Consider the following 15,129-nt stretch of genomic DNA (forward strand, 5'->3'; position numbering starts at 1 on the left):
AACGGGTAAGGGGACCCCCATGAGGGGGTCCCTTTCTCGTGAATGACGTCCGGCTCGACACCAACTTCGTCGACTACCTGATCGTCGCGAGCTACTTCGTCGTCGTCCTCGGCGTCGGGTTCGCAGCCAAGCGCTACATCAAGAGCAGCCTCGACTACTTCCTGTCGGGGCGCTCTCTGCCGGCCTGGATCACAGGCCTGGCGTTCATCTCTGCCAACCTCGGCGCGACCGAGGTCCTCGGCATGGCGGCCAACGGTGCCCAGTACGGCATCGCCACGGTCAACTACTACTGGATCGGCGCGATCCCGGCAATGGTGTTCCTCGGCCTGGTGATGATGCCGTTCTATTACGGCTCCAAGGTCCGCTCGGTCCCCGAGTACCTGCTGCTGCGCTTCAACAAGCAGTCGCACGTGTTCAACAGCATCACCTTCGCGATCGCCACGATCCTGATCGCCGGCGTGAACCTGTTCGCGCTCGCGCTCGTGCTGAAGCTCCTGCTCGGCTGGCCGATCATCGTCGGCATCATCGTCGCGGCGGTCATCGTCGCGGCCTACATCACGCTCGGCGGCCTGTCCTCGGCCATCTACAACGAGGTGCTGCAGTTCTTCGTGATCCTGGCGGCACTGATCCCGATCACGGTGATCGGCATGCACGCCGTCGGTGGCTGGGACGGCCTGAAGGAGAAGGTCCGCGCGGGCGATCTCGGCGAGGCCGGTCTGCACGCGCTCGAGGGCACCAACCCGGGTGACGTGACCAACCCGATCGGGGCGACCTGGATCGGCATCGTGTTCGGCCTCGGCTTCGTGCTCGCGTTCGGCTACTGGACGACGAACTTCGCCGAGGTGCAGCGCGCGCTGTCGGCGAAGGACCTGAGCGCCGCGCAGCGTACGCCGCTGATCGGTGCGATCCCGAAGCTGTTCCTGCCGTTCGTGATGATCCTCCCGGGCATCATCGCCGTGGTGGTGATCGAAGGCCTCGGCTCCGGCGACCCGAACATGGAGTACAACAACGCGATTCCACTGTTGATGAACCAGTACTTGCCCAACGGCATGCTGGGCATCGCCCTCACAGGGTTGATGGCGTCGTTCATGGCGGGCGTGGCCGCGAACGTGAGTGCGTTCAACACCGTGGTCACCACCGACCTCGTGGAGCCGTACCTCAAACCGAACATGCCGGACGAGTGGTACATCAACTTCGGCCGGGTCGCCACCATCGGCGGCATCGTGATCTCGATCGGCACCGCGCTGATCGCGTCGAGCTACGACAACCTGATGAACTACCTACAGGCGCTGTTCTCGATCTTCAACGCGCCGTTGTTCGCGACGTTCATCATCGGCATGTTCTGGAAGCGGATGACGCCGGCGGCCGGCCTCTGGGGCCTCATCGCGGGTACCGCGACCGCCGCGGGCCTGTTCATCGGCTACAAGGCGGGCTGGATCGGCTTCGGCTCCGACCTCGACGAGTCGATGTGGGGCGCCGGGTCGGCGTTCGTCGTCGACGCCATCGTCACCGTGATCGTGACCTACATGACCAAGCCCAAGCCGATCGAGGAGCTGCAGGGCCTGGTGTACGGCATGGCCAACGAGGACGAGGCACCCAAGCGCAAGCTGGCTTGGTGGGAGTCACCGAAATTGCTCGGGTTCGGCGTGCTCGCCGGTGCCACCGCTCTGACGATCGTGTTCTGGTAGGAGGTGCGACATGTCTGACACGGACGACAACCGGGCCGAACGCGCCGCCAACCTGTTCGACCTGCGGCGCATCATCGGTGGTGTGTTCACCGCCTGGGGTGTGCTGTTGATCGGCCTCGGGCTGTTTGACTCAGACGCGGAGATCGAGAAGGCCGCGGGGGTGCACATCAACCTGTACGCCGGCATCGGCATGCTGATCTTCGGGCTGCTGTTCCTGCTGTGGGCGTTCACCCGCCCGCTCGGGCAGGAGCTCTCCGACTCAGAGGAGGCGAGCGGCAGCGTGGGGAGCGACGACGAAGGCACCCGCCGGCCGGGCGACTCCGCCGGGTAGCAGCGCCAGCACCGAACCGCCGAAGCCGCCGCCGACCATCCGGGCGCCGGCGGCTCCGGCGGCCTTCAACCGCTCGACGGTGGCTTCGACCTCGGGCACGGAGGCCTCGTAGTCGTCGCGCAGCGAGGCGTGCGACTCGTCGAGGAGGCGGGCGACCTGCTCCAGGTCGCCCGCGTCCAGGGCGTTCGCGGTGGCCTCCACGCGGGCGTTCTCGCTCACGACGTGACGGACGCGGCGCTCCAGGACGCCGTCGAGGTGGCCGACCTGCGCGTCGCGCAGCGTGCTGATGCCCAGCGCCTCACACGCGGCGCGGCACTCCGCGCGGCGCTGGTTGTAGCCGGAGGCGGCGATCGAGTGCGTCGCGCCCGAGTCCACGGTGACGAGCTGCCAGTCGCCCAGGTCCAGGGGGTACGGGTCGACGTCGAGGCTGCGGAAGTCGATCCGGAGGACGTGGTGCTCCTGCGAGCACAGAGAAGCGAGCTGGTCCAGCAGCCCCGTCTCCGCGCCCACCCAATCGTTCTCCACGCGCGAGCAGAGCTGCGCGAGCGCCTTCAGGTCCTCGGGCACGCGGCCCAGCAGCGCGAGGGCGAGGGCGGCCTCGAGCGCGGCCGAGCTGGAGAGCCCCGAGCCCTGCGGCACGTCCCCGGTGATCGTCAGGTGCGCGGGCGCGACGTCGAAACCCGCGGCGCGCAGCTCGGCGACCATCCCGCGTGGGAAGGCGCGCCAGCCCTCGCCGCGCTCAGGCTCGTCGAACTCGTCGCGCTCCTCCAGATCCAGGGCGTCCACGGTGAACCGGCGCGCGGGCTCCGCCGTGACCGTCACGCCGCGCTCGATGGCGAAGGGCATCGCCAGCCCGTCGTTGTAGTCGGTGTGCTCGCCGATCAGGTTCACGCGGCCCGGGCCGAAGGCGACGATCCGCTCAGCCAAGGCGCTCACGCATGACCCGGACGGCCTCGGCGTTCTCGTCGATCAGCAGGTAGCGGCGACCCAGCTTGTTGGCGACCACGCCGAGCGTGCCCGAGCCGGCGAACGGGTCCAGGCACAGGTCGCCCGGCCGCGAGCTCGCCTGCACGAACCGGCGCAGCAGCCCCTCCGGTTTCTGTGTCGGATAACCCGTCTTCTCACGCCCGGTGGGGGAGACGATGGTGTGCCAGATCACCGACACCGGCAGCTTGCCTCTAGCCACCTTCTCGGGGGTGACGAGGCCCGGCGCCATGTAGGGCTCACGGTCGACGCCCTCACTGTCGAAGAAGTACTCACGCGGGTCTTTCACATACACCAGGATCGTGTCGTGCTTCTGCGGCCAGCGGTTCTTGGCCTTGGCGCCGTAGTCGTACGCCCAGATCAGCTCGTTGAGGAACGAGGCACGCCCGAACAGCTCGTCAAGATAAACCTTGACGTAATGAGCCTCGCGGTAATCGAGGTGCAGGTACAAGGTGCCGGTCGGGTGCAGCACTCGCCACATCTCTTCCAGACGCGGACCGAGAAACCCGAGGTAGTCGTCAAAAGAATCCTTGAAAGAGGATTCGGCCAGCAGCTTCGACGAATAGCGGCGCCCGCCGAAGCCGGTCCGGTCTCCCGTTTCCTCACCCGCGGGCGTGGTCGCGAACGAGCGACGCAGCTGCGTCTTACCCGTGTTGAACGGTGGATCCGCGTACACCATCTGCGCGACGCCGTCGGGCAACTCACGCAGATGTGAGAGGTTGTCGCCCTCGAGAATCAAGTGGACTAGCGCCGGCCGCCCGTGAGCGCGGCGGCGGCACCCAGCGCGATGTAGACGACACCGGTCACGCGGTCTCCGTGGCGGAAGCTCCGCAGCCGGCGCGCGGCGGTGGACGCCGCGAGCGCGTACCCGCAGTCCATCACGAACCCGAGCGCGCCGAGCACGGCGCCGAAGACCAGGATCTGCGTCCACACCGGGCCGGCCTGCGGGTCCACGAACTGCGGCAGGAAGGCCAGGAAGAACAGCGTGACCTTCGGGTTGAGCAGCTGGACGACGATCGCCTGCCGGTACGCGCTGCCGCGTGGCGCCGCGGCCTCGGCGTCGCCCCCGTGGCTGCGCAGCGCCTTCACGCCCAGGTACAGGAGGTAGGCGGCGCCGGCGTACCGGATCACGTCGTAGGCGACGTCCGACGACGCGATCAGCGCGGACAGCCCGGCGGCGGCCGCAAGCACGTTGATCCCCGTGCCCGTGAGCAGCCCGAGCGCCGACGCGAACCCGGCCGAGCGGCCTTCGCTCATCGAGCGCGTCGCGACGTAGATCATGTTCGGGCCAGGGATCGCGATCAACGCGATCGCCGCCAGGGCGAACAGGGCGAGCGTGGACGTGGACGGCACGTCCCGAGCGTACAGGCCCCTCCAGTCAGAGAAGCTCCGCGATCAGCCCCGCGGCCCGGGCCGCGCCGCCGCTCTCCACCTCCAGATAGGCGACGTCGCGCCCGATCTCCTGCGCGATCGCGTCGGCGATCTGCTCCGGCCCGTCGCGGTCGAAGTCCATGAACCGCCCCGCGCCGTACCGCTCGAGCCGGTGGCGGACGTGGAAGGTCTGCTCGAAGTGGTGGCGGAGCGGGAAGGCGAGGAACGGCCGCTGGTTCGCGGTCAGCTCCATCGCCGTGGTCAGGCCGCCCTGCACGACGGCGAGGTCGCAGGCCGCCAGGTGCTGGTAGAGGTCGTGGACGTAGGCGCGGACCTCCAGCCCCGGATGCTGCGGGAGCGAGCGCGGGTCGATCCGCGGGCCCGCGACGACGACCATCCGCAGGTTCGGCACCCGCTCACGGGCCAGCGGATAGGCCGCGATCACGCGCCGCAGCAGCGCGGCACCGACGCCCGAGCCGCCGACGGTCACGAGGCACACCTGCTCGTCCGGGCGGTAGCCCAGCGCGGCGCGGAGCTTCTCACGGTCCTCGACGGGCGCGAACCCGGTCACGTAGCCCGGGAAGTCGTAGTGGCGCTCGGTCCAGTCGCGGATCTGCGGCAGGTCGCCGCCGAAGCCGTGCGGGACGACGTCGTCCGGGTCGCCGACGAACAGCGACCGGTCGCGCAGGCGCGGGAAGCGGTCGATGTGCTCGAGCATCTCGGCGTTGTAGTCGGTCGTCAGGCCCGCCTCGCCGTCGAAGGGGATCCAGCCGACGAAGTCCGTCAGCCACACGTACGCGGCGCGCTTGAGCTCGGGGTTCTCGTGCAGGAAGTGGTCGACCTCCCACGCCTCGTCCCCGATCCACAGGTCGTAGTCGGTGGCCTCGACGACGTCGTGGAAGACCATGAAGTTCGCGACGAGGATCTCGTCCATCCGCCGGAACGCCTGGAAGCAGTGCAGGTCGTGCTCGGCCGACTCGGACTCCATGTGCGCGGACTCGTTGGCCAGGTGCGCGCTGGCGGGGTGGATGCGCTCGCCCTCGGCCTCCAGCACGCGCGTGACCGGGTCCTGCGCGAGCCAGTCGATCTCCAGGTCGGGATGCAGGCGCCGGAGCTCCTGCGCGATCGCGACGTCCCGGCGGGCGTGCCCGAGCCCGATCGGCGAGGAGACGAACAGCGCGCGGCGGCGGCGCGAGCGCCCGCGCGTCCAGGCCCGCCGGCGTGGCGGCGTCCCGTCCATGAAGTCGCGCATCAGCAGGTTGACCTTCACCGGGTCGCGCGCCTGCGGGCCGTGGCCGGCGCCGTGCAGCGTCACCAGCTCGCCCCCGGTGACGGCGGCGAGCGCGACGCCCTGCGCGTGCGGGCGGATCAGGTCCTGGTCGCCGTGGATGGTCAGCGTCGGGCAGCGCACGCGGGCGATCGTCTGCTCGAAGGACTCCAGCCGGCACAGGTTGAGCGCCGACATGGTGTCCGCGAGCGTCTCCGGGTCGGTCTCGAGCGCCCACCCGACGCAGTCCTCGATCTGCTTGGTCGAGTGCGGCTCGTTGAACATCTGCGCGAAGAAGAACCGCAGGAAGCCCTCGTAGTCCTCGCGCCAGTAGTGGCGGTTGTACATCGCCCACGGGTCCGTCGCGCCGGACAGGTCGTCCTCGAAGCGCGAGCAGATCGCGCGCTCCGGGTGCCCCGGCGCGAGCGGCACCGCGGGCCCGATGTAGACGACGCCGCGAACGCGCTCCGGATGGTCCGCGGCCAGCAGCGTCGCCCACAGCGCGCCGCACGACAGACCGGCGAGGAAGGCCTCGCCGGTCTCGGTCGCGTCGAGGACGGCGAGCGCGTCGGCGGCGAACTCCGCCTCGGTGTACGCGGCGACGCCTGGAGGACGGTCCGACTTGCCGTTCCCGCGCCCGTCGAACGTGATCACCCGGAAGTGCCGCGCGAGGTAGGCGATCTGCGCCTTCCACATGCGCGAGTGGATGATCGACCACGTCGGCAGCAGCAGGATCGAGTCGGGCCCGCTCCCGTGGACCTCGTAGAAGAGCCGGACACCACCACGGGTCGCGTAGCCCTCGTGGTCCGGGTAGCGGGCACGGGTCACCGGCGGACCTCGAACACCAGGTTGAACGGCGTCTCGGCCACGCGGCGGAAGTGGTTGAAGCCGGCGGCGGTCACGACGTCCCGCAGGCGCGCCTCTCCCGCCTGGGCGCCGAGCGCGAGCCCGACCTCCTGCGAGAGCGACGCGGGCGTGCAGACGAGGGTGGAGACGGCGTAGTAGACGCGGCCGACCGGGTTCAGGTTCTCCTCGACCGTGTCGCCCGCGAACGGCTCCACGAGCAGCCAAGTGCCGTCCTTGGCGAGCGCGTTGCGGATGTGGCTCGCGGCGCTGACCGGGTCGCCCATGTCGTGCAGGCAGTCGAACGTGGTCACGAGGTCGTAGCCCACGCCGGGGAAGTCCTGCGCGGTGGCCACGGCGAAGCTCGCGCGTCCGTCGGCCTTGTCGTTCGCGGCCTGGATCGACGCGCCGTGGTAGTCGAAGCCGATGAAGCCCGACTCGGGGTAGGCGTCGGCCATGATCATGGTCGAGGCGCCGTGGCCGCAGCCGACGTCGGCGACCCGGGCGCCCTTGCGCAGCTTCTCCTCGACGCCGGTCAGCGCCGGGAGCCAGCTCTGCGTGAGGTTGTGCTGGTAGCCGGGGCGGAAGAACCGCTCGCAGCCCTCGAACAGGTCGTGGTCGTGCTGGTGCCAGCCGACGCCCGCGCCGCTCTTGAACGCCTCGGTGATCTTCGGCTCGTCGCGCACCGCCGCGCACATGAGCTGGAACGCGCCCTGCAGGAACACCGGGCTGTTCTCGTCCGCGAGCGCGACCGCGTGCTCGGCCGGCAGCGTGTAGCGGCCGTCCGCGTAGGTCACGTAGCCACCGGCGGCCTGGGCGTTCAGCCACTCGCGCACGTACCGCTCGTTGGTCTCCGTGCGGTCGGCCAGCTCGCGCGGCGTGAGGGCGCCCGCGCCCGCCATCGCCTTGTAGAGGCCGAGCCGGTCGCCGATCACCACCAGCGCGGCGTTGAGCGTCGCGCCGAGCTCGCCGACGGCCTGGAAGACGAAGTCCTGGACCTTGGCTTCGTCGATCGTCTGTGTCGTCATGACCGCGACGCTAAGTCGGGGTGGTCGGAGCTCGCATCGGGAGGGTCTCCTGGTCTTGCTGGAGGGCGGTGGCGAGCGCGGCTCGCGAGTCGATCGCGAGCTTGCGGTAGACCGACTGCAGGTGGTGGTCGACGGTTTTGGGGGAGAGGAACAGCTTCCCGGCGGCCTCGCGGATCGTGTGGCCCTCGGCGACCACGAGCGCGACCTGCAGCTCACGCGGCGTGAGGGCGTCGAGCGTGAGCGGGTCGCGGCGGCGGGCGGTCTCGCCGCTGGCCTGCAGCTCGCGGCGGGCGCGTTCGGCCCAGGGGGCGGCGCCGAGCGCGTCGAAGGTGGCGATCGCGGCGCGGAGCGGCTCGCGGGCGTCGGCGCGGCGGCGGGCTCTTCGAAGCGCTTCGCCCTGAGCGAGCAGCGTGCGGGCGGTCTCGAAGCGGTCGGGGGTGCGGGCGTGATGCTCGAGCGCGGTCGCATAGTCGCCGCGGGCGCGTGCGAGGCGGGCGAGCGACCACGGCTGGCCCTTGGCGCGCGCGGCGCGGGCGAAAGCCTGGAGGCGCGGCTCGGCCTCGTCCGCGCGGTCCAGCCACAGCAGCGTCTGCGCGAGATCCGGCGCGGGGGAGACGTCGGGGTCGGCGATGTCGCGCGCCTGCAGGAGCCGCTCCTTGGCCGTGAGGTGGGTCAGCGCGGCTTCGAGGTCGCCGCGGCCGAGCTCGAGGTCGGCCATCGCGTCCAGCGCCCACAGCTGGAAGAACGCGAGCCCGAGCGACTCGGTGAGCGCGAGCGCCTCGCCCGCATGCTCCCGGCACTCCGCCTCCCGGCCCTGGCGCGCCTCCACGCAGGCGAGCCCGGCGAGGCCCGCGCACAGCGACGTCGCCTGCCCGGTCTCCCGCGCGAGGCGGATCGCCTCCTCGTAGAGGGCGACCGCGACGTGCGGGCGGTCCGAGGTGGCTGCGTCACGTCCGGCGAGCCACAGCGGCGGCGGGAGCGCGCCGACCGCGCCCTGCTCGCGCGCGGCGTCGATCGCCCGGCCGACGAGCTCCCGCCCGCGCTCGGCCTCGCGCAGCCACAGCGCGCCGACCGCCGCCGAGACCAGCAGCTCCGGGTCCGTCGCGAAGTCCGGGTGCGCGTCGAGCAGGTCCGCCGCGTCCCGCAGCCACGGCGCGCCGGTGTCGTCGCCCGTGTAAATCAGCGCCATCCCGAGCGCGATCATCGCCCGGATCCGCGCCCGCTCGGTCGCGTGCGGGGTGAGCGCGGTCCAGGCGCGGCGCGCGGCGGCGAGCATCAGCCGCGGCTCGGCGGCGATCGCGGCGGCCTCCGTCGCCTCGGCGAGCATCTCGGCGGCGTGCACGCCGGTGGCGGCGGTGACGAGGATGTCGTGCGCCTCGCGTGCCCGACCCCGGCTCAGCGCTGCGTGTCCGCGCAGCTGGTCGATCTCGACGTTGAGCGCGGGGTCGTACGAGAGTGCGCGGGCTTCGGCCAGTCGCTCGTCGGCGCGGTCGGCGTGGCCGGCGAGCCACGCGGCCTCCGCGGCCTGGAACAGCCGGCGCGCGCGGGTCGCCGTGTCCGTGGTGAGCCGCGCGGCCCGCTCGAGTGAGCTGGCCGCGGCGGTGTACGCGCCGCGGTCTTTTGCTCGCAACCCCGCCTGCTCGAGCGCCTCGGCGGCGTCGTCGTCGGGACCGAGCGCGGCCGCGGCCCGATGCCACGCGCGCCGGTCGGGGTCGGGCTCGACCTCGGCCAGCACGGCGTGTGCGGCTCGCCGCTCACTCGGGGGCGCGGCCCGATACGCGGCTGCCCGCGCGAGGGGATGGCAGAAGCTGAGCCGATCGAGGGCGAGCATGACGAGCCCGGCCGACTCGGCGGCGCCCAACGCGTCCAGGGCGCTCGCCGCGGCTGCGCCGCGGTCGTCGCCGGCCGCGGCCGCGCCTTCGCTGTCGGCCCGCAACGCGGCCGCCGCCGGGCGCTCGTCGCCGGCCGCCATCGTCGTCGCGGCGCGCGCGAGCACGACCAGGTCTCCCGCCTCCTCCGCGGCGGCCAGGGCCAGCAGGCGGCGGGTCGGCTCGGGCAGCGCGGCGATCCGTGCGGCGAAGGCCTGCTCGACGGTCGTCTGGACCGGCACGCCCGGCTCCAGCGGTAGGTCGGCCGCGCTGCCCGCGAGCTCGACCAGGGCCAGCGGGTTGCCGAGCGTGGCTTCGAAGACGCGGTCGGCGGCGCCCGGGGGCAGCGGGCGGCCCGCGTGGCGGTCGAGCAGGGCGGCGGCGCCCGCGCGGTCGAGCCCTCCGAGGGGCAGCTCGCGCAGGCCGAGCGCGCGGCCGTCGCGGCTCGCGACCAGCAGCGCGAGCGCGTCGGCGAGCAGGCGGCGGGCCGCGAACAGGATCGCGCCGAGCGAGGACTCGTCGAGCCACTGCGCGTCGTCGATCACGACCAGGAGCGGGGCGTCCTCGGCGCAGGCCGTCAGCAGGGTCAGTGTGGCCGCGCCGACCAGGAAGCGGTCGCCACCCGCGCCCGCCGCGAGACCCAGCGCCGCGCGCAATGCCGCCGCCTGCGGGGCCGGCAGCTCGTCGATCCGCCCGAGCACGGGGCGAAGCAGGCTCAGCAGGCCGGCGAACGGGATCTCCGCCTCCGTCTCGACGCCGCCCGCGCGCAGGACGGTCATCCCGGTGGCCTTGGAGACGGCGTAGTCGAGCAGCGCGGTCTTGCCGATGCCCGCCTCGCCGGTGATCGCGAGCGCCTCGCTCGTCCCCAGCCGCGCGGAGGCCAGGAGCTGGTCAACGTGGGCCAGCTCCTCGGCGCGGCCGATCACCATGACGCGATCCTACGGTCCGCCGCCCCTGCCAGGCTAGTGCTGAGCCATGATCGCCCGGGTCGAGCCCCTCACCACCACGCGCCGGCTGTCCGGGCCGTTCGACTACGCGGCCGACGGCTTCACGCTCCAGCCCGGGTCGATCGTGCGGATCCCGTTCGGTCACCAGCAGCTCGACGGCGTGGTGGTCGGCCTCGCGGACACGACCGACGTCCCGCCCGAGAAGCTCGTCGCGCCCACGTCCGCGCGCGAGGACACCGTCCCGGCCGACCTGGTGGACCTCGCGCTGTGGATGGCCGAGGAGTACTGCTCGACGCCCGCCCGCGCGCTGAGCATCGTCACGCCGCCGCCCGGGAAGGCCAAGACGTCGCTGTGGGCCGAGCCCACGGGGGAGACCGGCAAGCTCACCGCCAAGCAGGAGGAGCTGCTGCAGCGGCTCCCCGGGCCGACCGGCAAGGACCTCCCGGCGCTGCGCCGGCTGGAAGCCCGCGGCCTGGTCGCGATCAGCGAGCGCTCAGAGCGCCGGACGCCGCGCACGAACGTCACCGCCGACACGCAGCACGACCTCACACCCGCCCAGCAGCAGGCGCTCGACGCGATCGACGCCGGCGGCTCGCATTTGCTGCACGGCGTGACCGGCTCGGGCAAGACCGAGGTGTACCTGCGCGCGGCCGAGGCGGCGCTCGCGCGCGGGGAGGGCGTGATCGTGCTGGTGCCGGAGATCGCGCTCACGCCGCAGACCGTCGCGCGCTTCCAGGCGCGGTTCGGGGACACGGTCGCGCTGCTGCACTCCGCGCTGTCGGAGGGCGAGCGCTACGACGAGTGGCGCCGGCTGCGCACCGGTGAGGCACGGATCGCGGTCGGCCCGCGCTCGGCCGTGTTCGCGCCGATCGAGAACCTCGGCCTGATCGTGCTCGACGAGGAGCACGACGCCTCCTACAAGCAGGACGGCGACCCGCGCTACGACGCGCGCCACGTCGCCGCGTACCGCGCCTACCAGTCGGGCGCGCGGCTCGTCGCCGGCTCCGCCACGCCGCGCCCGGAGACCGTGCACACGATGCAGAGCCTGCGGCTTCCCGCGCGTGTGGAGACCGGCGCGCCGCGGAAGCCGTTGGTGTTCGCGGACGAGCCGGGCGCGCCGGGCGTGATCGTCGGCGGCTCGCGCTCGGCTCCGGCGCTCACCGCGCGCCGCCCCGACGGCCTGCCGCCCGTCCGCATCCTCGACATGCGCGAGTCCCACCACGCGCTGCATCCCGAGACGCACCGCGCGATCCTCGCCTCGCGCAAGTCGATCGTGCTTCTGAATCGCCGCGGCTGGTCGAACTTCCTGTCGTGCAAGAGCTGCGGGAAGGCGTGGGAGTGCCCGCGGTGTGACGTCGCGCTCGTCCTGCACCGCGCGCAGCACGAGATCGCCTGCCATCACTGCGGCCACAAGGAGGCGGTGCCGAAGCGCTGCGACGCGTGCGGGTCACTCGCGGTGGCGAGGCACGGCGCCGGCACCGAGCGCGTCGAGGCCGAGCTGCGCCAGCTGCTCGACGTCCCGATCTTCCGCCTCGACGCGGACACGTCGGGCGCGAAGGACGCCGTGCCGGAGCTCCTCGCCCGCTTCCTCGCCGCCCCGGCCGGGCTCCTGCTGGGCACGCAGATGGTCGCCAAGGGCCACGACTTCCCGGACGTGACGCTCGGCGTCGTGCTCGACGCCGACTCCACGCTGCGCTTCCCGGACTTCCGCGCGGAGGAGCGTACGTTCGCGCTGATCGCCCAGCTCGCGGGCCGGGCGGGCCGCGGGCCGAAGGGCGGCCGCGTGCTCGTCCAGACGCGCTCGCCCGACGCCCCCTCGATCCTCGCGGCGGCCAACCACGACAGCGAAGGGTTCCTGCGTGAGGAGCTCGCGCGCCGCAAGGCCCACGACTATCCGCCGTTCGCGGACCTGATCCGGGTGGTGACCTCCGCCACCGCGCCGGAGCCCGCGCGCGCCGCGGTCGTCGCCATCGCGGAGCAGATCAAGGTGCCGAACACGGACCTGCTCGGCCCGGCGCCGCTGTTCCGGCTGCGGGACCGTGACCGCTATCAGCTGGTGTTGAAGACCCATGAGCGCGGCGCCGCCATTCACGCCACGGGTGAGGCCGTCGCCGCCGCGGCCAGGGACAAGGCGTTCAAGGAGGTCAACTTCTCCGTGGACGTCGACCCCGTCTAAGATCGATTTATGGCTGATGAGGCGCACGGCGAGGTCGTAGAGCCGCAGGAAGGGCTCGACCCCGAGACCCGTGCGCGTCGCGAGGCCGCGCTCAAGCACGTCCGCAAGTACGGCGATCCGGTGCTGCGCTCGCGCGCGCTGGAGATCACGCACTTCGACGAGAAGCTGCGCGAGGAGGTCCGCCGCATGGGCCGCCTGATGCACGACTCCTACGGGATCGGGCTCGCCGCGACGCAGGTCGGCGTCATGCACCGGCTGCTCGTCTACCGGACGGAGCTCGAAGGCTCGATCGCCGCGCTCGTGAACCCCGTGCTGGAGTGGGCGAGCAAGGACAAGGAGACCTCCGAGGAGGGCTGCCTGTCGCTGCCGGGCGTCGGGGTCGACGTCGAGCGGCCGATCCACGTGCGGGTCACGGCGTTGGACGAGTACGGCAAGCCGATCCTCGTCGAAGCGTCCGGGCTCGAGGCCCGCGTGATCCAGCACGAGATGGACCACCTGGACGGCGTGCTGATCCTGGACCGCACGTCGCGTGACCAGCGCAAGCAGGCCATGCGCGCCCTCCGCGAACAGCTCGAAGCCACAGCCGCTTGAGAAACGTCTACCTCGGCACTTCGGAGTTCGCGGCGGTCGTGCTGCGCGCGCTCGCCGAGAGCGCGCACCGCCCGCAGCTCGTCGTCACGCGGCCCGACGCCAAGCAGGGGCGCGGCCAGAAGCTCTCGCCGCCGCCGGTCGCGGTGCTGGCGGCCTCGTTGGGGATTCCCTTCATCCAGCCTGAGGACCTGCATTCGGACGAGACGCTGCGCGCCATCGCCGACGCCTCGCCCGAGGTCCTGACGACCTGCGCGTACGGCGTGCTCATCAAGGAGCCGCTGCTCAGCGACTACGAGATGATCAACGTGCACCCGTCGCTGCTGCCGCGCTGGCGCGGGGCGGCGCCGATCGAGCGTTCGATCATGGCCGGGGACGCGGAGACCGGCGTGGCGATCATGCACGTGACCGCCGGCTGGGACTCCGGCGCGGTGTACGCGCTCGGCCGCGAGCCGATCGGGCCGGACGACGACTACGGGACGCTGGTGCCGCGCCTGGAGGAGCTGGGCGCGCGGCTGCTCGTGCAGGTGCTGGACGAGCGTCCGACGCCGGTCGAGCAGGACGAGGCCGGCGTTACCTACGCGAACAAGATCGGTCCGCGCGAGCGCGCGCTGGACCCGACGCAGTCGCCCGAGCAGGTCGAGCGCACGATCCGCGCGCTGCGGCCGCACATCGGTTCGCGCCTGAAGTTGCCGGACGGCTCGTTCCTCGGCGTGATCGACGCGCGCGTGGACGGCCCGACCCGCGCTCCCGCCGGCGGCCTCGTCCGCACGGACGGGCTGCGGCTCCTGCTGGACTGCCACGGCGGGGCGCTGGAGATCACGCGGGTGCGGCCGCCGGGCGGGCGCGAGATGGACGCCGCGGATTGGCTCCGCGGCCAGCGCGACGCCAAGCTCACGAACTTCCGCTTCGACCCCGCGCTCCCCGACCGGCCGCTCGACGAGGTGCTGCGGACGGCTCAAGTCGAATGGCGCGACCCCGAAGACGAGTGGCAGCCGCACGTGTGCGCTCTCGCTGCCCGCGGGGATGAAGAGACGCTGGCGGCGATGACCGCGCTGGCGGGTGAGCCGGACCCGGAGCTGCGCGAGCTCGCCGCCTACGTCCTCGGCCAGCTCGGCACCACGACTCCCGCGTTGCCGGCCGAGCAGGAAGCCGCGCTGCGCGCGATGGCCGAGCGCGAGCAGGACCCGCACGTGCTGTCGGCGATCATCTGCGCCTTCGGCCACCTCGGAGCGCCCGCCGGCCAGGACTGGCTGCTCGCCCAACGCGCGCACGAGGACACCTACGTCCGGGAAGCCGTGGCCTTCGCCTTGGGCGGGCGCCGCGGCGCGGACGTCCAGCAGGCGCTGATCGAGCTCACCGGCGACGAGGACGCCAAGGTCCGCGACTGGGCGACCTTCGCGCTCGGGACGTTGGCCGAGGACGACAACCCGGCGCTGCGCGACGCTCTGGCCGCCCGGCTGGACGATCCGGACGAGGACACGCGGATGGAGGCCGTCCACGGCCTGGCCCTGCGGGGCGACGCGCGTGCCGAGGCGCCGGCGCGCGATCTCTTGGCCGAGCGTGATGGCGCTGACGATGGCGTCTGGCGACGCCATCTGCTGAACGAGACGGCCGAGTACCTCGACTAGCGCGTGGAGCTCAGCGCGGGTGGCGCGCTCGGGCTCGTGGTCGCGTCGGGGAGCACACCGTCGGGCCGCGTGTCAAGCACCTCGCGCTGCGCGGCGAGCCGCTTGACACGTGGCGGCCGGCGCGCTCTTGTGCGGGTGAGCGGCTGCGCCGGGTTGCGCCCGGGCGCGGGCCTGCGCGCTCGTTGGGTCGTCGTGCCACGCGAACCGCGAGTTTTGTACCTATGCGGTCGCTTTCTCGAGGTTCGCGTGGCGTCGGCCGCGCGGGCGTCGGGTTTCTCGGCGCTGGGCCGAGAAACTCGACGCTCGAGTGCGGGCGCGTTCTGGCCCGCGCGGGGGCTCGCCGGCCCCAGCCGGCCTGACCAGCCCAGAGCGCGCCGGCCGCGTCGGGTCAAGAAACTCGTGACGAC

11 protein-coding genes are annotated in these 15,129 nt (G+C 72.3%); 5 read left to right on the forward strand and 6 right to left on the reverse strand.

Features of this window, described 5'->3' with window-relative positions; translation table 11 throughout:
* Positions 1–38: 38 nt before the first annotated feature.
* Both OJ997_RS19390 and OJ997_RS19395 read left to right on the forward strand, forming a co-directional pair.
* Positions 39–1,688 carry a sodium:solute symporter family protein gene (locus OJ997_RS19390; protein ID WP_270026856.1) on the forward strand — a complete coding sequence of 550 codons (1,650 nt, stop codon included), beginning with the start codon at positions 39–41 and terminating at the stop codon, positions 1,686–1,688.
* A gap of 10 nt (positions 1,689–1,698) precedes the next feature.
* On the forward strand, positions 1,699–2,019 hold the full coding sequence (locus OJ997_RS19395) for a hypothetical protein (protein WP_270026857.1): 321 nt from the start codon (positions 1,699–1,701) through the stop codon (positions 2,017–2,019).
* Here the strand turns inward: OJ997_RS19395 and galK are convergent.
* Genes galK through OJ997_RS19425 form a run of 6 tightly spaced genes read right to left on the reverse strand, consistent with a single transcriptional unit; the run spans position 1,948 to position 10,309 of the window.
* A complete protein-coding gene (gene galK, locus OJ997_RS19400; RefSeq protein WP_270026858.1) occupies positions 1,948–2,955 on the reverse strand; it encodes a galactokinase in 1,008 nt (335 codons plus the stop codon). The two genes, OJ997_RS19395 and galK, sit on opposite strands and share 72 nt — an antisense overlap.
* Entirely contained in the window at positions 2,939–3,742 is an 804-nt protein-coding gene (locus tag OJ997_RS19405) for a DNA-methyltransferase (RefSeq protein WP_270026859.1), read from the reverse strand. Before OJ997_RS19405 ends, galK begins: the two co-directional genes overlap by 17 nt.
* Before the next feature lie 5 nt (positions 3,743–3,747).
* On the reverse strand, positions 3,748–4,356 hold the full coding sequence (locus tag OJ997_RS19410) for a LysE family translocator (RefSeq protein WP_270026860.1): 609 nt from the start codon (positions 4,354–4,356) through the stop codon (positions 3,748–3,750).
* A 25-nt stretch (positions 4,357–4,381) separates the two neighbouring features.
* A complete protein-coding gene (locus OJ997_RS19415; protein WP_270026861.1) occupies positions 4,382–6,469 on the reverse strand; it encodes an alpha/beta hydrolase in 2,088 nt (695 codons plus the stop codon).
* Positions 6,466–7,512, reverse strand: coding sequence for a class I SAM-dependent methyltransferase (locus OJ997_RS19420; RefSeq protein ID WP_270026862.1), 1,047 nt, complete (start codon positions 7,510–7,512; stop codon positions 6,466–6,468). The genes OJ997_RS19415 and OJ997_RS19420 overlap by 4 nt, the downstream gene beginning before the upstream one ends.
* Positions 7,513–7,522: 10 nt before the next feature.
* On the reverse strand, positions 7,523–10,309 hold the full coding sequence (locus tag OJ997_RS19425; protein ID WP_270026863.1) for an AAA family ATPase: 2,787 nt from the start codon (positions 10,307–10,309) through the stop codon (positions 7,523–7,525).
* 46 nt (positions 10,310–10,355) lie between these two features.
* Here OJ997_RS19425 and priA point away from each other — a divergent pair, with 46 nt between their 5' ends.
* Genes priA through OJ997_RS19440 form a run of 3 tightly spaced genes read left to right on the forward strand, consistent with a single transcriptional unit; the run spans position 10,356 to position 14,722 of the window.
* Positions 10,356–12,503: a replication restart helicase PriA gene (gene priA, locus OJ997_RS19430; RefSeq protein WP_270026864.1), complete on the forward strand. Its 2,148-nt coding sequence runs from the start codon at positions 10,356–10,358 to the stop codon at positions 12,501–12,503.
* A gap of 9 nt (positions 12,504–12,512) precedes the next feature.
* Positions 12,513–13,094, forward strand: a complete 582-nt coding sequence (gene def, locus OJ997_RS19435; protein WP_270026865.1) for a peptide deformylase — start codon at positions 12,513–12,515, stop codon at positions 13,092–13,094.
* Positions 13,091–14,722: a formyltransferase family protein gene (locus OJ997_RS19440; RefSeq protein WP_270026866.1), complete on the forward strand. Its 1,632-nt coding sequence runs from the start codon at positions 13,091–13,093 to the stop codon at positions 14,720–14,722. Before def ends, OJ997_RS19440 begins: the two co-directional genes overlap by 4 nt.
* Positions 14,723–15,129: the final 407 nt, after the last annotated feature.

This window comes from Solirubrobacter phytolaccae (assembly GCF_027587195.1).
GTDB lineage: Bacteria > Actinomycetota > Thermoleophilia > Solirubrobacterales > Solirubrobacteraceae > Solirubrobacter > Solirubrobacter phytolaccae.